This is a genomic window from Pseudomonas sp. TE12508, from assembly GCF_056279485.1.
The window spans coordinates 72,851-91,746 of record NZ_JBWCCN010000007.1 but is presented as its reverse complement, the minus strand read 5'-3'; the positions used below and the strand labels follow the sequence as shown (position 1 = coordinate 91,746).

18 protein-coding genes are annotated in these 18,896 nt (G+C 57.4%); 9 read left to right on the top strand and 9 right to left on the bottom strand.

Features of this window, described 5'->3' with window-relative positions:
• Nucleotides 1-172 precede the first annotated feature (172 nt).
• Nucleotides 173-2,638 carry a DUF3141 domain-containing protein gene (locus ACZ9IM_RS11360; protein ID WP_476223929.1) on the top strand — a complete coding sequence of 822 codons (2,466 nt, stop codon included), beginning with the start codon at nucleotides 173-175 and terminating at the stop codon, nucleotides 2,636-2,638.
• A 25-nt stretch (nucleotides 2,639-2,663) separates the two neighbouring features.
• On the opposite strand, the gene ACZ9IM_RS11355 is transcribed toward ACZ9IM_RS11360, so the two are convergent.
• On the bottom strand, nucleotides 2,664-3,701 hold the full coding sequence (locus ACZ9IM_RS11355; protein WP_427623917.1) for an AraC family transcriptional regulator: 1,038 nt from the start codon (nucleotides 3,699-3,701) through the stop codon (nucleotides 2,664-2,666).
• A 257-nt stretch (nucleotides 3,702-3,958) separates the two neighbouring features.
• On the opposite strand from ACZ9IM_RS11355, the gene phbB reads away from it, so the two are divergent.
• The 3 genes from phbB (at nucleotide 3,959) to phaC (ending at nucleotide 7,729) form a co-directional block, all read left to right on the top strand.
• Nucleotides 3,959-4,705, top strand: a complete 747-nt coding sequence (gene phbB / locus ACZ9IM_RS11350) for an acetoacetyl-CoA reductase (protein WP_427623916.1) — start codon at nucleotides 3,959-3,961, stop codon at nucleotides 4,703-4,705.
• Nucleotides 4,706-4,762: 57 nt separating this feature from the next.
• Entirely contained in the window at nucleotides 4,763-5,941 is a 1,179-nt protein-coding gene (locus tag ACZ9IM_RS11345) for an acetyl-CoA C-acetyltransferase (RefSeq protein WP_123722767.1), read from the top strand.
• Nucleotides 5,942-6,028: 87 nt separating this feature from the next.
• The gene (gene phaC / locus ACZ9IM_RS11340) at nucleotides 6,029-7,729 is read left to right on the top strand and encodes a class I poly(R)-hydroxyalkanoic acid synthase (RefSeq protein WP_476223928.1); all 1,701 of its coding nucleotides are present in this window, start codon (nucleotides 6,029-6,031) and stop codon (nucleotides 7,727-7,729) included.
• Between the two features lie 57 nt (nucleotides 7,730-7,786).
• Here phaC and ACZ9IM_RS11335 read toward each other — a convergent pair whose 3' ends face one another.
• Nucleotides 7,787-8,284, bottom strand: coding sequence for an Lrp/AsnC family transcriptional regulator (locus tag ACZ9IM_RS11335; RefSeq protein ID WP_427623913.1), 498 nt, complete (start codon nucleotides 8,282-8,284; stop codon nucleotides 7,787-7,789).
• 120 nt (nucleotides 8,285-8,404) lie between these two features.
• Here ACZ9IM_RS11335 and ACZ9IM_RS11330 point away from each other — a divergent pair, with 120 nt between their 5' ends.
• The 3 genes from ACZ9IM_RS11330 to ACZ9IM_RS11320 all read left to right on the top strand — a co-directional run bounded on the left by ACZ9IM_RS11330 (nucleotide 8,405) and on the right by ACZ9IM_RS11320 (nucleotide 12,051).
• The gene (locus ACZ9IM_RS11330; RefSeq protein ID WP_476223927.1) at nucleotides 8,405-9,439 is read left to right on the top strand and encodes a histone deacetylase family protein; all 1,035 of its coding nucleotides are present in this window, start codon (nucleotides 8,405-8,407) and stop codon (nucleotides 9,437-9,439) included.
• A gap of 52 nt (nucleotides 9,440-9,491) precedes the next feature.
• Nucleotides 9,492-10,517 (top strand): ornithine cyclodeaminase, encoded by a 1,026-nt coding sequence (locus ACZ9IM_RS11325; protein WP_476223926.1) that lies wholly within the window; start codon nucleotides 9,492-9,494, stop codon nucleotides 10,515-10,517.
• A gap of 112 nt (nucleotides 10,518-10,629) precedes the next feature.
• The gene (locus tag ACZ9IM_RS11320; protein ID WP_476223925.1) at nucleotides 10,630-12,051 is read left to right on the top strand and encodes an amino acid permease; all 1,422 of its coding nucleotides are present in this window, start codon (nucleotides 10,630-10,632) and stop codon (nucleotides 12,049-12,051) included.
• A 143-nt stretch (nucleotides 12,052-12,194) separates the two neighbouring features.
• Here ACZ9IM_RS11320 and ACZ9IM_RS11315 read toward each other — a convergent pair whose 3' ends face one another.
• Together ACZ9IM_RS11315 and ACZ9IM_RS11310 are read right to left on the bottom strand one after the other, a co-directional pair.
• Nucleotides 12,195-12,536 carry a hypothetical protein gene (locus tag ACZ9IM_RS11315; protein WP_476223924.1) on the bottom strand — a complete coding sequence of 114 codons (342 nt, stop codon included), beginning with the start codon at nucleotides 12,534-12,536 and terminating at the stop codon, nucleotides 12,195-12,197.
• 236 nt (nucleotides 12,537-12,772) lie between these two features.
• Nucleotides 12,773-13,072: a con-10 family general stress protein gene (locus ACZ9IM_RS11310; RefSeq protein ID WP_476223923.1), complete on the bottom strand. Its 300-nt coding sequence runs from the start codon at nucleotides 13,070-13,072 to the stop codon at nucleotides 12,773-12,775.
• Nucleotides 13,073-13,359: 287 nt separating this feature from the next.
• On the opposite strand from ACZ9IM_RS11310, the gene ACZ9IM_RS11305 reads away from it, so the two are divergent.
• Complete coding sequence (locus ACZ9IM_RS11305; RefSeq protein WP_427623904.1) at nucleotides 13,360-13,917, top strand: ATP-dependent Clp protease proteolytic subunit; 558 nt, start codon at nucleotides 13,360-13,362, stop codon at nucleotides 13,915-13,917.
• Nucleotides 13,918-14,003: 86 nt separating this feature from the next.
• Here ACZ9IM_RS11305 and ACZ9IM_RS11300 read toward each other — a convergent pair whose 3' ends face one another.
• The 3 genes from ACZ9IM_RS11300 to ACZ9IM_RS11290 are packed head-to-tail and all read right to left on the bottom strand — an operon-like array spanning nucleotide 14,004 to nucleotide 15,900.
• Entirely contained in the window at nucleotides 14,004-14,819 is an 816-nt protein-coding gene (locus ACZ9IM_RS11300) for a DUF3618 domain-containing protein (RefSeq protein WP_476223922.1), read from the bottom strand.
• The gene (locus tag ACZ9IM_RS11295) at nucleotides 14,816-15,259 is read right to left on the bottom strand and encodes a phage holin family protein (RefSeq protein WP_008072202.1); all 444 of its coding nucleotides are present in this window, start codon (nucleotides 15,257-15,259) and stop codon (nucleotides 14,816-14,818) included. Before ACZ9IM_RS11295 ends, ACZ9IM_RS11300 begins: the two co-directional genes overlap by 4 nt.
• On the bottom strand, nucleotides 15,259-15,900 hold the full coding sequence (locus ACZ9IM_RS11290) for a hypothetical protein (protein ID WP_427623902.1): 642 nt from the start codon (nucleotides 15,898-15,900) through the stop codon (nucleotides 15,259-15,261). The genes ACZ9IM_RS11295 and ACZ9IM_RS11290 overlap by 1 nt, the downstream gene beginning before the upstream one ends.
• A 349-nt stretch (nucleotides 15,901-16,249) precedes the next feature.
• Here ACZ9IM_RS11290 and ACZ9IM_RS11285 point away from each other — a divergent pair, with 349 nt between their 5' ends.
• Complete coding sequence (locus tag ACZ9IM_RS11285; RefSeq protein ID WP_427623901.1) at nucleotides 16,250-16,681, top strand: nuclear transport factor 2 family protein; 432 nt, start codon at nucleotides 16,250-16,252, stop codon at nucleotides 16,679-16,681.
• A 190-nt stretch (nucleotides 16,682-16,871) separates the two neighbouring features.
• Here ACZ9IM_RS11285 and ACZ9IM_RS11280 read toward each other — a convergent pair whose 3' ends face one another.
• Both ACZ9IM_RS11280 and ACZ9IM_RS11275 read right to left on the bottom strand, forming a co-directional pair.
• Complete coding sequence (locus tag ACZ9IM_RS11280) at nucleotides 16,872-18,380, bottom strand: tripartite tricarboxylate transporter permease (protein WP_427623899.1); 1,509 nt, start codon at nucleotides 18,378-18,380, stop codon at nucleotides 16,872-16,874.
• 24 nt (nucleotides 18,381-18,404) lie between these two features.
• Nucleotides 18,405-18,896 (bottom strand): tripartite tricarboxylate transporter TctB family protein, encoded by a 492-nt coding sequence (locus ACZ9IM_RS11275; RefSeq protein ID WP_476223921.1) that lies wholly within the window; start codon nucleotides 18,894-18,896, stop codon nucleotides 18,405-18,407.

Here is an 18,896-nt window from a genome sequence, read left to right as displayed (position 1 = left end):
TTGCAGTGCACAAAATCATTTGGCAACGCCTATTTTTGTGCGGTGCAAAATAAACGTTGCTAACGCCATCCTTATTCGCTGTAGACTCCTGCTCATCGAACGGCCCGCCTGACCCTCTTTAATTAAAGGGTTCAGATGCGCAGGTTCCCATGCATAGCGGCAGGAGATCACCATGGGTCAGGAAGCATATATTGCGCTGCAAGATGAAGCGCGTAGCGAACCCACCGGCTTGTTCGAACACCTTAATCATCTGCAACGCCTCAATACCCACAACGTCCTCGACGCCGTGCAGAAGCGCCAGGCAAAAACCTTCGCGCCTTTAAGCCTTGGGCAACTCAGACAGCCGACACCCGCTGACTGGCAGGAATACTTCACTGACCTTGGCCAGCGCAGTGTGCTGTTCTGGGACACCTTGCGTCAGCGCGGCGACAACACCCTGGCCCACGAACGCGCCGGGTATCCGCTGCTGCTCAAGTTCAATCATGAAACGCTGGTCGCGGGTGAAGACCTGCCCCGTGCGGTCAACTATTCGTTGTTGCAAATCCTCGGTGGCCCGGGGCAACAGATCGACAGCAAAAAACAGCCCGTGATCATCATTGACCCCCGCGGCGGTCACGGCTCGGGGATCGGCGGTTTCAAACAGGATTCGGTCATCGGCGAAAGCCTGAGAGCTGGCCATCCCACCTACTTCATCGCCTTCAGTCACTCGCCACGCCCGGGGCAAACCCTTGCCGATATCACAGACGCCCAGGCACGGTTCATCGAGGTCGTCAGCACCCGGCATCCGGACAGCGCCAAACCTGTCGTCATTGGTAACTGCCAAGCGGGCTGGGCGTTAATGGGCCTGGCGGCCACTCGGCCAGAGTTGCCGGGGCTGATCATCGTCAACGGTGCGCCGTTGTCGTACTGGGCCGGCGTCAATGGTCGCAATCCGATGCGTTACACCGGCGGTTTGCTGGGCGGTGGCTGGATGGCGCGCCTGGGGAGCGACCTCGGTAATGACCGCTTCGACGGCACCTGGCTGGTGAGCAATTTCGAAAACCTGGACCCGGCCAACACCTGGTGGGGCAAGTACTACCATCTGTTCAGTGAAGTCGACAGCGAGGCCGCACGCTTTCTGGATTTCGAACGCTGGTGGGGCAGCCCGACCCTGCTCAATAGCGAAGAAATCGAGATGATTGTCGACGACCTGTTCATCGGTAATCAGCTGTCCGGTGGCCTGGGACGCAAGAGCAGCGGGCTTGACCTCAAATTGATCGAAGTGCCGGTGGTGGTGTTCTGTTCCTATGGCGACAACATCACCTCCCCGCAGCAGGCGCTGGACTGGATCACCGACGTCTACCCCAGCGATCTCGCGTTGCAAAATGCCGGACGCACCATCGTTTACCTGCGACATGCGAGCATCGGTCACCTGGGCATCTTCGTGTCCGGCGAAGTGGCGCGGCGTGAGCACCGTGAGCTGCTGGGTGCGGTCGATGCGATCAATGCGCTGCCGTCCGGGCTCTATGAAATGCTGATCGAAGACTTGCCGGAGCACTCGGCGACGCCGTATGCCGTGCGTTTCGAGCGCCGGCGTATCGCCGACATCCATGGCGAAGTGAAGCCGCCCCGTGATGACGATCGCGAATTCGCACTGGTGCAGCGCGCATCCGCCATCAACAACAGCGCGTACGACGAATTCATACGCCCATGGTTGCGCCAGCTGATCAACGAACCGAGCGCCGAACTGCTGCGCCGCGCGCACCCTTTCCATCAGCAGCAAGTGGCCTGGAGCAGTTTGAACCCGGCGCTGTGGTGGCTGGCTGGCAGTGCCGCCCAAGTGAGCAAGGATCGTTATCCCGTCAGCCAGAACAACCCGTTGCTGCTCTGGCAAGAACTGTTTTCCAACCAGGTGCAGGACGCCTTGAACGGCTATCGGGATCTGCGTGATGCGGCTCACGAAATGTGTTTCTACGGCGTGTATGGCGTGCTCAATAGCCTCGCCGGCAATGCACCCGGGCGAAATCTGCAGGAACACGCCAAGCAGCACGACCAGGTTCTGACCGAGCGCCTGCAGGATGCCCTGCCCCTTGGCGGTCTGATGGAAGCCTTGATACGGATCCTGTTCCTGCTGGGCCGCGACAGCGACGAACCGGGCAAGGAAAGCGTCGAGAAATTGATCCTGCAACTGCAGGTGCTGCTCCAGGACTACAGTGCCAAGCCGCTTGATCTGCGCGAAACCCTGCGCCTGCAAAAACTGCTGGTCGCCACCCACCCGCAAGAAAGCCTGCACAGCCTGCCCTTGATGGTGGTTGAAGTCGAAGAGCGTCAACAAGTGCTGGCGGCCGTCGCCAGTTTGCTGCCGGAACTGCTGACCAGCGGCGCAAACAACCCATGCTGGTGTGAGCTGCACACGCTACTCGACGTTCCGCTGCCAGGTTTCAGCCTGACCCAACCACCCGGTGCAGCCGATGCCATCGAAGTGAAAGCCCCGGCGATAACGCCAGAGCCGATCAAGCAAGCCATCCCGGTGCTCATCCCTGAGCCGATCAGGCAGAAAATCCCCGCAGTGACCCCAGACCCCATCGCCAAGGTGGCGAGTCCGGTGCGCAAACCTGCCAAGGGCAAGAAAGCCGTAAAAAAACCTCCGATGAAATAGCGTTGAACGCTGACGGGAGGCCGTGTCAGACCGGCGCGGCCTCCTCGATTGCCAACGATTCATCGGCCCGATACTGACCGGGTGTCATGCCAAACCAGCGGCTACAGGCTTTGTTAAAGCTGCTGTGATCATGAAAACCAAGGAGATACGCGACATGCTTCATGTTGAAGTGAGAATGGCGCAGGTAGAAGTCGGCCAATTGCCGGCGCACAGCGTTCTGCACGTCCTTGAATTGCGTCCCTTCCTTTTCCAGCGCGCGTTGCAGCGTGCGCTTGCTAACGTTCAATGCCGCCGCGATCGACTCCATATCGCATTGCCCCTGGCCCTGACTCAAGCGCTCGGTAATCAGCGCGCGAATCCTGCCGACGATGCAAAAACCAAACAGCAGATCCAGTTGCGCCTCGGCAAAACTGTCATGCAGCACCGCCAGCGCTTCGTTGGCCATGCTCAACGGACGCAGCAGCTCCTGCCCATCAAACAAAATGCTGTCGTAAGCCGCGTCGAAACGCAGGTCGCAGCCAAACAACCGTCGATGCTCGGAGGTGTCTTCAGGTTCGGGATAGGTGAACTCCACACTCAAGGGTTGCGGTGAGTGACCGCCCGCCAGTTTACGGCAGAAGCCCAGCAACGAAGCCAGCGCCGCATCGGTGTATTGGCGAGGCTTGACCGAACCTTTTTGGTGATGATCGAGGCCGGAAAGTCGGTAACTCTGCAGTTCCGATGTAAAGAAAAGGCTGAATCCGGTGCCAATCAACGGACTGAAACGGACCAGGCGCTCAAGGGCTTTTTTCAGATTCAGGCTGGACATCATGGTGTAGCCGACGATCTGAAAGCTACCGGGGTGGAAACTTCCATAGGCCTTCAAGCCGATGTCCGGATCGCCCGAGGCCTGAGCGGCCAGATCCCATAATCGATAAATCGCCCTTCGCTCGCAAAACGCTCCTGGTTTGTTCGCAAGCTTCATGTCTAGTCCAGCCTCCCGACACAGACTGGCAACATCCAGTCCTTGAGCCGAGAGCGTATTTACCAGCACGCTGGCATAGCCTGAACTCATTCTATACATGGCGTCCTCAATGACCTGTGGAACCGAACATCCTGTCCGGAGCCATAACTGATCTGCGATGAATCAAAGACTAACGGGTTCTTCAGTGGCCAATATTGATCCCAGTATAGGTAACCAGCGTTTTTCGCCACCCGTCATTAACCGGGGCATGGCACCGTTGGACACCAGACAGTCACCTCTCAACACTTCCGCACGCCCGGTCAATACCGAACAATCCACCCATCTTGCAACGCAAAACAAAGAAAGGAAGGGATTGTATGAAGTCGCTTGGTCGTATTGCGTTGGTCACGGGTGGTATGGGTGGGATTGGCACTGCGATAAGCCAACGCCTGTACAAGGAAGGATTCAAGGTCATCGTCGGCTGCAGCTCGGATTCCGCCCGCAAGAACGAATGGATAGCGACCCAACTGGCGGCGGGTTATCAGTTCGAATGTATCTTCGGCGACATCACCGACTGGGAATCGACCCGCAAGGCCTTCGAGATGGCACGAGAGCAATTCGGCCCGATCGATGTGCTGGTCAATAATGCCGGCATCACTCGGGATGCCTCCTTTCGCAAACTCACTCCAGAAGACTGGAACGCGGTGATCGGGACCAACCTCAGCGGCCTGTTCAACACCACCAAACAGGTGATTGAAGGCATGTTGGCCAAGGGTTGGGGTCGGGTCATCAACATTTCGTCGATCAACGGTCAGCGCGGCCAGTTCGGCCAGACCAATTACAGCGCGGCCAAAGCCGGCATCCATGGCTTCACCATGGCACTGGCCCGGGAAGTCTCGGGCAAAGGCGTGACCGTCAATACCGTATCGCCCGGCTACATCCAGACCAGCATGACCGCGGCCATCCGCCCGGACATTCTCGACACCATGATCGCAGCCACACCGGTGGGGCGTCTTGGTCAACCCGAAGAAATCGCCTCGATCGTCGCCTGGCTGGCGTCCGATGAATCGGCCTACAGCACCGGTGCCGACTTCTCGGTCAACGGCGGCATGAACATGCAGTAAGCCTGTCAGGGCATGGATGCCCTGCTCCCGCTCGACAGAATCCTAATGAGGTCATGCATGAACGAAGTCGTAATCGTTGCCGCTACTCGCACCGCCATTGGCAGTTTTCAAGGCTCACTGTCCGCCATTCCAGCCACCGAGTTGGGTGCGGCGGTGATTCGTCGCCTGCTCGAACAGACCGGGATCGACGCTGCGCAGATTGATGAAGTCATCCTCGGTCAGGTGCTGACTGCAGGCTCCGGGCAAAACCCTGCACGCCAGACCGCGATCAAGGCCGGCCTGCCCCATACCACCCCCGCCCTGACCCTGAACAAAGTCTGCGGTTCAGGCCTCAAGGCGGTCCAGCTTGCGGTTCAGGCGATCCGTTGCGGCGACGCCGAACTGGTGATTGCCGGCGGTCAGGAAAACATGAGCCTGGCGCCCTATGTTCTGCCCAAGGCGCGCACCGGTCTGCGCCTGGGTCATGCGCAACTGCAAGACAGCGTGATTCAGGATGGTTTGTGGGATGCCTTCAACGACTACCACATGGGCATCACTGCCGAGAATCTGGCGAATCAATACAGTATCAGTCGCGAAGATCAGGACGCCTTCGCCGCGACCTCGCAACAGAAAGCCGCCGCGGCCATCGAGGCGGGTTACTTCAAGGGTGAAATCACCCCGATCCTGATTCCCCAGCGCAAGGGCGAGCCGCTGGTCTTCGACACCGATGAACAACCGCGTCCGGACAGCACGCTCCAGGCATTGGGCAACCTCAAACCCGCGTTCCAGAAAAACGGCAGCGTCACCGCGGGCAACTCGTCGACCCTCAATGACGGCGCTGCCGTGCTGATGCTGGCCAGCGCCGCCAAGGCCCTGGCTCTGGGCTTACCGGTGCTTGCGCGCATCAAGGCCTATGCCAGCGCCGGAGTGGACCCGTCGATCATGGGCATCGGCCCGGTGCCCGCTACCCGTCTGGTTTTGACCAAAGCCGGCTGGAGCCTGGACGACCTGGACCTGATCGAAGCCAACGAAGCGTTCGCCGCGCAGTCACTGGCCGTCGGCAAGGAACTGGGCTGGGACATGAACAAGGTCAATGTCAACGGTGGCGCCATTGCCCTCGGTCATCCGATCGGCGCATCAGGCGCGCGGATTCTGGTGTCGCTGGTACATGAACTGATTCGTCGCGATGGCAAAAAAGGTCTGGCCACCTTGTGCATCGGTGGCGGCCAGGGCGTCAGCCTGGTCATCGAGCGCTAGAAACACAGGCTGAGTTGTCAGACGCGGCGCCGACGTCCGGCGCCGCGTTTTTTTCCGTCCGGTTTATTCAAGTGGGCAAGGAGTTCCATGGACAACGCGCATACCTTAAACACACTCTGGTCGGGCCAGGTTCCGTTCATTGCGTCCTTTGCAGTGCAACAATTAAGGCTCTGGGTCAGCACCAATCCCTGGTTTACCGGGCAGGATTACAACGCCTGGTTCGAGCTGCCACGCGAAACCCTGGACAGCCTCCAATCGGACTATCAGCAACAATGGTGTGAACTCGGCCAGCGTCTGTTGACCGGTCAGCCCTTCAGCTTCGAAGATCGGCGTTTTGCCAGCGGCAACTGGAGCCAACCGCTGTTCGGTTCCCTCGCGGCGTTTTATCTGCTCAATGCCGGCTTTCTGCTGAAGCTGCTCGATCAGTTGCCGATCGACGGCAAGAAACCGCGTCAACGCTTGCTCTATCTGGCGGAGCAAGCCATCGCTGCCGGCGCGCCGAGTAATTTTCTGGTCAGTAACCCCGATGCGCTGCAACGGGTCGTTGACACCCAAGGAAGCAGCCTGCTCACAGGCCTGATGCACCTGGCCAGCGACCTGCAGGAAGGCAAGATGCGCCAGTGCGATGCCGGCGCGTTCAAAGTGGGTGTCGACCTGGCAAACACCCCCGGTGAAGTGGTCTTCGAGAACGAACTCTTCCAGCTCATCCAGTACTATCCGCAAAGCGAAACCCAGTACCGGCGCCCGGTATTTATCGTTCCTCCGTCAATCAACAAGTACTACATCCTCGACCTGCGTCCCGACAATTCGATGGTTCGCCACCTGTTGCAGCAAGGCCACCCGGTATTTCTGATGTCGTGGCGCAACTTCGACCAGGAACATGCCGGCACCACCTGGGATGACCTGATTGAAACCGGGATTATCAAAGGGCTGCAGCTGACCCGTGAAATCAGCGGCGAGCAACGGCCCAATTGCGTGGGTTTCTGCATTGGTGGCACGTTGTTGAGCTCGGCGCTGGCCGTGTTGGCGGCCCGTGGCGACAAAGAGATCGCCAGCGTGAGCCTGCTGACCACCTTCCTCGACTACCTCGATACCGGCCCCATCGACATCTTCGTCGACGAGCAATTGGTGGCTTATCGCGAGCGCACCATCGGCGGCCTCAACGGCCCCATCGGCCTGTTCAAGGGCGAGGACATGGGCAATACATTCTCGCTGCTGCGCCCCAACGACTTGTGGTGGAACTACAACGTCGACAAATACCTCAAGGGGCAGAAATCGATACCCCTTGACCTGCTGTTCTGGAACAACGACAGCACCAACCTGCCCGGACCGATGTACTGCTGGTACCTGCGCCATACCTATCTGCAAAACGATCTTAAATCCGGCGAACTGGATTGCTGCGGGGTCAAGCTGGACCTGCGCGCCATCGATGCCCCGGCGTACATCCTCGCCACCCATGACGACCACATCGTTCCATGGAAAAGCGCTTACGCCAGCACCGAGCTACTGTCTGGTACCAAGCGTTTCGTGCTCGGCGCCTCAGGGCATATCGCGGGGGTGATCAACCCACCGGCCAAGGAAAAACGCCATTACTGGACCAACAATCGCGTCACCAAGAACCCTGAAATCTGGTTCAAGAATGCCCAGCAGCATCCGGGCAGCTGGTGGAACGACTGGTTCGTCTGGCTGGCCGAACACGCAGGGGAACGCCAGCCTTCAGTGCTGAGCACCGGGAACGCGCAACACCCGGCACTTGAGTCGGCACCGGGGCGTTATGTGATGCAATGAGAGGAACCCGTCCGGACAGCCAGGCTCAGGGGACGAACGTTTCAGAACGCCGGTTTACTACTTTGCCCGCCCCGGAATGGCGATACGACTGGTCGTTTTGACTTCACGCAACGCAAGACTTGACTGGATAGAGGCGATACCGAGTTGTCGCCTCAATACGCTCTCGACAAAGTCACTGTAGCTATCAAGATCCTGGGCCAGTACTTGCAAAAGGTAATCGGCATCCCCAGTGATCTTGTGGCAAGACAAGACCTCGGGGAGCTGCATGATGACGGCTTCAAAGGCCTCGGGGGTGTGGTCAGTGTGCGTGGTAAAGCGAATATGCACGAACGCCATGATGTCCAGCCCCAGCTTGCGCCGGTCCAGGTTTGCCTGGTAATCCTTGATCACTCCCTCCTCTTCCAATCTCTTACGTCGCCGCCAGCATGGCGTCAGGCTTAGCGACAGCCGTTCACTCAATTCGGCGTTGGAAATGCTGGCGTCTTCCTGCAGCAAGGCAAGGATGGAAAGGTCGGTATCGTCTAGCAATGCGCGATGAGTAATTTTTTTCTGCATGACGCCATCCAAGGGTAAATAATCCCGATTACGCTAGCAGAACGAGAATAAAAAGCAAAGAAAGTGCATCCGAACCAGAACAAACTATTGGCACTGGACCACAATGACGGATGCGTTTTAATGCTTACAATTTTTAGCGATTCTCATGGACTGCACCATGGCTCTGAACTAAAGGACGGCGTTCTCAAACTTTCTTTCGAACAGCCAAGCCGAGCGGATACCGTTCGCGACCGAGTCCAGCACGTCGGGCTCGGCGATATCATCGTCCCGCGAACGTTTGACCGGGCGTGCTACGTCAATGCACACAGTGAGCGCTATGTTTCCTTTCTGGAAAGCGCGTGGTCTGAATGGACGGCAACCGGACGGGAGCATGACGCCCTGCCCCTGGTCTGGCCGGTACGCGACTTGGCCAATGAACAAGTCCCGGATTTCATTGATGGCAAGCTCGGTTTCTTTGCCATGGATGCCGGCTCGCCGATCACCGCGACCACTTGGGAAGCAGTTAAAACCAGCGCGGACATTGCACTCACCGGCCTATCGTTGATCAACGAAGGCCACAACAGCGCCTTTGCCTTGTGTCGTCCACCCGGACACCACGCCGCTCGTGAATACATGGGAGGTTACTGCTACCTGAATAACGCGGCCATCGCCGCGCAACATGCACTCACCCAAGGTGCTAAACGTGTCGCGGTGCTGGACGTCGACTTCCATCATGGTAACGGAACGCAAAACATCTTCTATAACCGCAATGATGTGATGTTTGCCTCTCTGCATGGAGAGCCGTCGGTTTCTTATCCTTACTATTCAGGTTTCAGTTCCGAGTGCGGTACAGGTGCTGGCGAAGGTTATAACCTGAATTATCCGTTGCCGAAAAATACCACATGGCAGAGTTACCAGAACGCCCTGATGCATGCCTGTAAAAAACTCAGGAACTTCTCGCCCGAGTTGCTAGTTATTTCCTTGGGCGTCGATACCTTCAAGGACGATCCGATCAGCCATTTTCTTCTGGAAAGTGATGACTTCTTTGGCATGGGTGAAATTATCGCCACTGTTGGCGCCCCTACGCTCTTCGTCATGGAAGGTGGATACATGGTCGATGAAATCGGTATCAATGCGGTCAACGTACTTCATGGATATGAGAGCAAACAATCCTGAGTTTTGAAGACCGATATACCCCCCCTGGATTTACAACTCAGAGAAAACACATATGACTCTATTCATAGACGTTGATCATGCTGCGACGCTTTTTCGAAAAATCGGAATCGGTAATGCCATCAGGGAAATGGCGCTCTACATCAAAGCCGACTATTGCCGTTGGGCTGACTTTGATAAGTCCCCACGTACGGCCAATCACTCCGATTCCGGGGTCATCGAGTTAATGCCGACCGACGACGGCAAGCAATATTCATTCAAATACGTGAACGGCCATCCCGCCAATGCCAGCAACAATCTGCTGACCGTCATGGCCTTTGGTGTTTTGGCGGACGTTGATAGCGGATACCCCACAGTCCTCAGCGAACTCACCCTGACCACCGCGGTTCGCACAGCGGCAACGTCCGCCCTGGTAGCCCAGTCCCTGGCGCGCAAGGGTTCGACACGCATGGCGATTATCGGAAATGGCGCCCAGAGCGAATTCCAGGCCATTGCCTTTTATGAAATGCTCGGGATCAACGAGCTGCGGATATTCGATATCGACAGTGGCGCTTCATTGAAACTGAAACAAAATCTGGAAAGCTATACCGGCATCAATGTCACCGTAGCCTCCTCCGTGCATGAAGCCGTCAAAGGCGTCGATATCGTCACCACCGTCACCGCGGACAAAGCCTACGCGACAATTTTGACGCCCGGCATGATCGAACCGGGCATGCATATCAACGCGGTTGGCGGTGACTGTCCCGGGAAAACCGAACTTCATGCCGATATCCTGCGCAACGCCCGGATCATTGTCGAGTTTGAACCGCAAACACGCATTGAAGGCGACATTCAGCAACTGGACGCTGACCATCCTGTCATCGAATATTTCCGCATCGTTCGGGATAACGAACCAGGCCGAGAAAATGACACGCAAGTCACGGTATTCGACTCGGTAGGGTTTGCGCTTGAAGACTTTTCTTCACTTCGTTATTTGCATGACCAAGCTGACAAATACGGGATCGGTGAAAAAATCCATCTTGTCCCCACGCCAGCCAATATAAAAAACCTGTATCAACTGATTGAGGGCAACTCTAACTGATTAACCGCTACTGCAAGAGTGCGACCCCTGCAAGGCGCAATACCTACAACAATAAAACACACGCACTATTTATCTGCCAAAACTCAAAAACATAAAATCAAGAGGTTTTGTGATGAACTCAGATATGCATGAAATAGCTGAACAACCCGCATTACAGCGCACGCTCAGCAATCGTCACATTCAACTAATGGCCATGGGCGGCGCCATTGGTACGGGGCTGTTCATGGGCTCCGGCAAGATCATCGCCCTGTCCGGTACCTCGATCATACTTATCTATATGATCATCGGTCTTTTTGTTTACTTCGTCATGCGTGCCATGGGAGAGCTGCTTTTATCTAACCTGAACTTCAAAAGCTTTGCTGACTTTGCCGGGGCCTACCTCGGCCCTCGTGCGGCCTTCTTTCTCGGTTGGTCATACTGGTTGAGCTGGAGCGTGGCCGTTGTGGGAGATGCAGTGGTCGTCGGGGGGTTCTTTCAATACTGGTTCCCTGATGTACCGGCCTGGATCCCCGCCATCGGCATGATGCTGACCCTGTTCGCCTTGAATGTGCTCACCGTCAAACTGTTCGGCGAGGTTGAATTCTGGTTCGCGATCATCAAGATAATCGCAGTCGTCGCGCTGATCTCCGTCAGTGTGCTGCTGATTGCCAGCTCCTTTGTCTCACCCACGGGAGTCACGGCTTCCCTGACGCACCTGCTGGACAAGCAAGCCGCCTTCCCCAACGGCCTGTTCGGCTTCTTCGCCGGCTTTCAGATGGCGATCTTTTCGTTCGCGGGCACGGAGTTAATTGGCACCGCGGCCGCCGAAACCAGGTCGCCCGAAAAGACGTTGCCCAAAGCCATCAATTCCATACCGCTCAGGATCATCCTTTTTTATGTTCTGTCCCTGGTCTGCATCATCGCGGTGACCTCATGGCAGCAGGTATCGCCCAACAAAAGTCCCTTTGTCGAACTGTTCCTGATCGCGGGTTTTCCAGCGGCGGCCGGCATTGTCAACTTTGTGGTGCTGACCTCTGCGGCATCTTCCGCCAACAGCGGCGTGTTCTCGTCCAGCCGCATGTTGTTCGGCCTGGCCGACCTGGGTAACGCACCCGGTATTTTCAGACGGCTGTCGAAAAACAGCGTTCCGCTCATCAGCCTGGCCTTCACGACCTTTCTGATGTTGCTGGGGGTGCTGCTGCTGTTCATCATCCCTGAAGTCATGACCGCCTTTACCATCGTGTCGACGGTGTCGGCCATCCTGGTGATCTTTACCTGGTCGACCATCCTGGCGTCTTACATTGCTTATCGCAAAGCAAGGCCCGACCTGCATGCGCAATCCCGGTACAAAATGCCTGGAGGCGTGCCGATGGCCTGGTTCTCCCTCGCATTTCTCGCATTTGTGTTGTGCCTGCTTGCTCTTCGGCCAGACACCCGTCTTGCACTGTGTGTGATGCCTGCATGGTTCATTTGGTTGGCCATCGCCTACCAATTCTCACATTTCAGGAGCAGGAACCAGGCCAGCCACGCGGCTGGGTCACTTCTCAAAGAATGATCCATTGCACACCAAACCTGCATGCAAAAACCTGCACGCAAAAACCAGCACGCAAAAAAAAGTCCCGTGACCGAATGCGGCACGGGACAAAATATTGGTTGGTTGCGGCCAACCAAAGGAGCACTTTTAAAAGCGGTTACCGGTTACAGGCATTCCTGCGCGGCACGTTCGAAACTCGAAGGCATGAAGTTCGATGCCAGCAAGTGGCGCTCATACAAAAACACCTTGCCGCCATTCGGTGCCTTGTAGGCTTCGAGAACGTTGTCTGCCGCGACTTTGCTCGGCACCACGATCCGGTAGCTGCGCTGGGTTTGCGAGACCGTCGGGTTCAGTGTGCTGCCCTGCAGCTTCGGTATCACGCAGTCGGCGTACTCGGCAGGCGTTTTTTTCGTCTGGAAGGTCAGCGTCGGGTCGTTCGGCGCGGAGGCGCAACCGGCCAGCAGCAAGGAGGCGAGAGTCATGACAGGAACAAATAAAGGGCGCATCGGTGAAGTCCTGAAAATAAAAAGTCTGGTTCATTGAGCAGCGTCTTCGATGGGGGCGATTTTCCACCTTTGCCCAACAAACCAGAATTTGCGTTTCTTGATTGTCACTATTACTTGAACCGATAGTTGCGGCCAGATCACTCCTGATGGTTTCAGGAAACTTGGCGGCGACAGGATTCTGACCTGGATAAAACCAAGCCCCGCCATAAGCGGGGCTTGATGTATTTCACTCGGCATCAGGGTTTACGCCCGCCGCCGGGATTTTGCCCTCCTCCTTTTTTGCCTGCGTCAGATGCTTTCTCTCTGTCTTCGACAAAGTTGTCTGGGCGTCCTCCTCCCTGTCCGCTGCCGGAACGATTGGTATCGCTGGATTGACGGCCCCCTGAGGCCTGTCCACCTTTTTTGCCGGCGTCGGGGGTGCGTTGCGGATCGTTCATCATACCGCCGCCCGACTCCCGGCCTTTTTTGCCTGCTTCGGAGGCTTTATCAGGGTCGTTGGCAAAATTGCCAGGTTTTTTGTCACCGGTGTTAGCCATTTTCGTTCTCCTCATTGTTTCTCGCGAACCTTCGTGGGCTCGTCTAATTCCGAGGTTTTCTGTCATTGAAAGTTTGAACTGATCTGTCGTTCTTGCGACAAGCGGATCGGGATGATTAGTTCCAGAAAACTCCTGATGCGGCGACTAATGGGTGTGAGTAAAACGAGTATAAAAGTGGGGTCCGCTTATATAAATTGATGAAAGAAAAGCGCGTCGAGGTCTGGCATCATTCAAGCAGTTACGCTGAACTGTCAGCTCTCTAATTTATCCTGTGTGGAGGTACGTCGATGACAGAGCACATCGTCCACTTTCATTGCCAGATTGATCAGGGCACGATGGAACGCTTCAGGGACTGCTGCCTCGACGCCATCGACCAGGGCGCCTCCTCCTTACTGCTTAATCTTTCCACCAGCGGCGGCAGCACCAACTTCGGCTTCGCCCTCTACACCTTCCTCAAATCCCTGCCGGTGCCGCTGTGCGCGATCAATGCCGGCAACATCGAGTCGATGGGCATCATCATGTACCTGGCCGCCGGCCGACGGATCACCGCGCCCCATTCGCGGTTTCTGATTCACCCAATGAATTGGTACTTCCCCCAAAGCTCGGTCGACCATCAACGCCTGCGCGAATACCTCTTGAGCCTGGATAACGACCTCGCTCGTTATGTGCAAATCTTTGCCCTGGAAACCGCCAGCGCGGATACCAAACTGGACATTTTTCATTGCCTTTCAGCGGAAGAGAAGGTCATTGCGGCGCATGAATCCCTGGCCTACGGAATCGCCCACGAAATGCATCAGATGGTGTTTGCCGATAACGTCAAACACTGGAAAATCAGTGGCGGCTGACGCATGCTCCAGATGGTTCCGATACCGATAAACCGGGCTCGACGGGACGTCTGTGTATCAGACCTCCCGCCTTGCCCTGATACCTGTCAAGAAGTCCCTAAGCCACGTGACAGATCGGCCGGGGTTTCGGACGCGGTCTTGCGCATCTCGCCCGTTTCTCCCGTGATTGACGCGTGGGGCTCCATCACCTTTTCGCGCACCGCCTCATAGCCCTCCCGTGCTTGCTGTTTGACCTTGTCGGTGAGGCTTGCGCTGGTCCTGCCCAGATAGCGACGCTCCGTCGCGGTGGTCGGTAGCGCTGCGCCCAGCAACGCTCCCACCACTATACCGACCGCAGCCATCATCAGTGGTTGCTCCTTGAGCAGGTGACTGAACTGGTCGCCCATTTCATGAGTCCTGCGCGCCAGGCGATCACTGGTGTCATGGACGGCGTGACTGAGGTGATCGGTCTTCGCATGCAGGCTATCGCTCAGGTGCGCGGCCTTACCCTTGACTGCCTGATAGCTGTCCTTGAGCGAATCAGTGGTGTTGTGCAGACGCTGTCGGGCGTTGTCCATGCCATCGGCGAGCCCTTCGGCCAAGTCATCGGCCCAGTCGACATCCGGCTCGACGCGATATTCCCGCGGCGTTGGCGGGCGATTCTGGCTCATCATCAACCACATCAACCCGACCGAGGTCAGCACCGCGGGCACGGGGTTGTTGCGCACACTGGTGCCCAGGTTGGTCAGGAAGGTCGAGCCGTTGCTTTGCATCAGCAGCAGTGCCTGATCGAACATCTGGCCAGGGGTAAACTTGCTTTCCAGCGCGTCGACGATATGCCCGATGTTTTCCCGTTGCGCATCGATTTCACGCTCGATGGTTTCCGGGCTCTTGGCCGCTTCGGTTTCGAATTCTCGCTTCATGACACTTTCCTCCGCAGGGCTTCCTGGTCTTTATTCAGCGCGCCCAGGGTGCGATCAGGCTTGAAGTGGGAAGGCTCGAATTGTTTTTTGCCTGCCTGCAGCATCACGAACCCGATGACCATCACCACGACGCCGACAATCAGTGCTGCCAGCCAGGGCGCCATCACCAGGCTCAAGGCATAGACGACCGCCATCAGGACAATGATGAACCCGGCGAGCAGCACAATGGCGCCGCCGGCGACACCGGCAATCCCTGCTTTCAACGTCGTCAGGCTGGCCTGCAATTCCACCTTGGCCAACGCCAGTTCCTTGGTGAATAACGCCGGTACTTCCCGAGTTAACTGCCGCAATAAACCGACCACGGAAGCGTCATGATCAACCGTCGTGACAGACGGTGTGACGGGTGGTGTGGGTTGCAGTTCTGGATCGTTTCTGTTCATCACCGTTCTCCTGAGAAGGGGCTGGACCCTGGCATTGAGGAACTGTCGCCACGATGGTCGGGCGCGCTCGGCGAGGACGGCGTGATGCTAGAGGCCAACCCGGGCGACAGCTCGCCTCCGGGCGGCATCGACGTTTCATAAAGTCCTTGCGAGCCATCGCCAGTGAAGGTGGGTGTGCTGCTCTGCGCGGCGAACTCACGGTCGGTGGTTGTCGGCAGAGTCGCCGCGCCCGCTTTCAGGAACCGCGACAGACCGAACCCCACCGCGATGCTGCCGACAATGAATAACCCCGGATTGTCCCGCGCCAGGTCAGCGCCATCGTGCAAAAGTTCTTCGGCACTTTTGCTGCGCAGTTTTCCCGCCAGGCTGCTCATGCTGTCGGCCATGTTCGCCAGGTAGTCGGACATCCCGAACGTATCGTTCGTCCTGATCTCGGAAACGACTGACTGGGCGCCTCTGGCCAATGCTTCAATCTGATCCGCTGCGGTATCGCGGTATTGGCCGAACTGCTCATCGGCCTGATGCCGCGCACCGCCTATCGCTTCGGTAACCTCCTCTTTTAAATGCTGAAAATTTTGTTCGGAGCCTGGGGGATCCCGAGGGGTATCCGGTTGTCCGGTTCTGCTGTCTGGAATAGTCATGTCATCCCTCGCCTTCGTAATGAACACGTCAGGAAGTGGCCGCGGTGTGCCCGCGGTGGTGCTTCATTGCAGATGACGAGGGTGTCTGGCGGGGAGTTCCAAGCAGATGATGAAGTGATAAAAAATGCACCGCAGAACCTGTGGGAGCGGGCTAGCTCGCGAAAGCGATGTGTTAGGCGACATCAATGTTGAATGTGCTGCCGTCTTCGCGAGCAAGCCCGCTCCCACAGGATTGCGTTTCATTGACTGAGTGGATGCATCTCGCAATAAAAATCTGCTATGTTGTACGATGACAGACGAGATGCGTACCTCTCTTCTGTCATCCCTATAACAACAAGGAAAAATACCCATGAAAAAAACGAAATTGCTTATCGGCTTCTTGTGCCTCTTCAGCAGCTATGTATTGGCGGCCCCTTCATCGGGCGAGAAGGATGTCGCCGTAGCGGTAGACCATCTGACTCAAGCCATGCTGACCAAGAACATTCCCCAACTGAATGCGCTCACCGCTGAAAACCTCACCTATGGCCATTCCAGCGGGAAAATCCAGGACAAGAAAGCGTTCATCGCCGACATCGAAACCGGAAAAAGCGCTTTCAAGACACTCGAAATGCAGGGCCAGACCATCACGCTGTCGGGTGATGTGGCGTTGGTCCGGCATCATTTTTCGGCCCAAGCCATCAAGGGTGAAGAGATCGTTCCCACGGAAATCGAGAACTTCCAGATCTGGCAGAAACAGAAAGGCAAATGGCTACTGGTAGGACGACAAGCGTTCCGCTTCTGAAATTGAGGATGTCGATGATCGTTCCCACGCTCTGCGTGGGAATGCAGCCCGGGACGCTCCGCGTCCCTTCCGGAGCCGAACGCGGAGCGTCCGTTGAGGCATTCCCACGCGGAGCATGGGAACGATCTACGTGGGGATTCTTGAGCCATGCTCCTAGGGCAAAGCATCATCAAACCGGCTCGCGAAGCCCTCAATCATCCTCATGCAATTTGATGCCGCGTTTATGCAGCACGTACGGAACCAGCAACACCAACAGCGTGAGCACCAGAAGCGAGGCCGCGATGGGTTGCGTCACAAATACCATCCAGTCGCCCTGGCTGATAGACAAGGCGTTGCGCAGTTGTTTTTCCGCCATCGGGCCCAGCAGCATGCCGACGATCACCGGGGCGACGGGGAAATCGAAACGGCGCATCAACACCCCTGCCCAGCCGATGCCCAGCATCAGAAACAGGTCGAACGTCGAGTGGCGCATGCCGTATACGCCGATGGTGGCGAATACCAGAATGCCGGCGTTCAGGTACGGCCGTGGAATCTGCAAGAGTTTGACCCACAGGCCCACCAACGGCAGGTTCAGCACCAGCAGGATGGCGTTGCCTATATACAGCGAAGCCACCAGCGTCCAGACCAACTCACCCGAGGTCTGGAACAGCAGCGGCCCCGGTTGCAGGTTGTAGTTCTGGAACGCAGCCAACAGAATCGCCGCCGTGGCGGAGGTCGGGATGCCCAGCGTCAGCAATGGCACCAGAGAACCGGTGGCGCTCGCGTTGTTGGCCGCCTCGGGGCCGGCGACACCTTCGATGGCGCCCTCGCCTTTGCTGGCCGCGAACTCTTTCGGGTATTTGCTGAGTTTGCGTTCGGTCGAATAAGACAGGAACGTCGGAATTTCCGCGCCACCGGCCGGAATCGACCCGAAGGGAAAACCGATCAGGGTGCCCCGCAGCCACGCGGGGATCGAGCGTTTCCAGTCGGCGCGGGTCATCCACAACGAGGTCAGGCGATGTCGGCTGCCCGTCTCTTCCTTTTGGTAGAGCACGCTGTACAAGGCCTCACCGACGGCAAACAAGCCGACCGCCACCAGCACCACTTCGATGCCATCGACCAGCTCGGGCACCTCCATGGTGTAGCGGGCAATGCCTGAGGTCGAGTCCAGGCCGATCAAGCCGATGGTCAGCCCGATGCCCAATGAGGCAAAGCCGCGCAGCATCGACGCACCGAGCACCGCCGACACCGTGGTGAAGGCCAGCACCAGTATCGCGAAATACTCCGCCGGCCCGAATTTCAGTGCCAGCGTGGCCACGAGTGGAGCGAACAACGTCAACAAAATCGTCGCGATGGTGCCGGCCACGAATGAACCGATAGCGGCCGTCGCCAGCGCCGGCCCGGCCCGTCCGTTACGGGCCATGAGGTTGCCTTCCAGGGCCGTGACCATGGAAGACGACTCCCCCGGGGTGTTGAGCAGAATCGAGGTAGTAGAGCCGCCAAACTGAGCACCGTAATAGATGCCGGCGAACATGATCAGCGCGCCGGTAGGATCGACCTTGGCGGTGATCGGCAGCAGTAAGGCGACTGTCAGCGCCGGTCCGATCCCCGGCAAAACACCGATCGCGGTGCCCAGCAGGCAGCCGATAAAGCCCCACATCAGATTGATCGGTGCCAGCGCGGCCCCGAAGCCGCTTGCCAGACTAGCGAGAATGTCCACCTTGTCGACCTCCTTCGGCCCGGATCAGATCCAGGCGTTGACCAGGGGCGGAAGGGAAACCCCTAGCCCGGCGGTGAAAAGCCAGTAAATCGGCAGCGTCAGGGCGATGCCTATGGCCAGGTCCCGCACCGGGCTGCGACTGCCAAAGCCCCGTGCCGAACAGGCAAACAGCAATGAGGCGGCCAATACGAAGCCGATGTAGGTAATGAGCAAGGCAACGCCCACAAGCCCCGCCGTGACCCAAGTCGCCCCGGCCTTGCCGCCGGGCTGAGCCTGGGTGGTTTCGTGGTCGTCGCCAAGGTTGCGAAAACCACCGGTGAGCGCCTGATAGCACATCAACAGACCGACGACGCCGAGAAACATCGCGACGGCATAGGGGTAGACATAGGCCGCCATGATGACGAAGCCCATCTCGGGAGGAAACCGCGAGGCGCCGAACGCCAATACCGCGCTGATGGCGACGACACCTAAACCAATCGCCAGTTGGGTCGGCATGACTCTCCAGCGCCCGGCCAT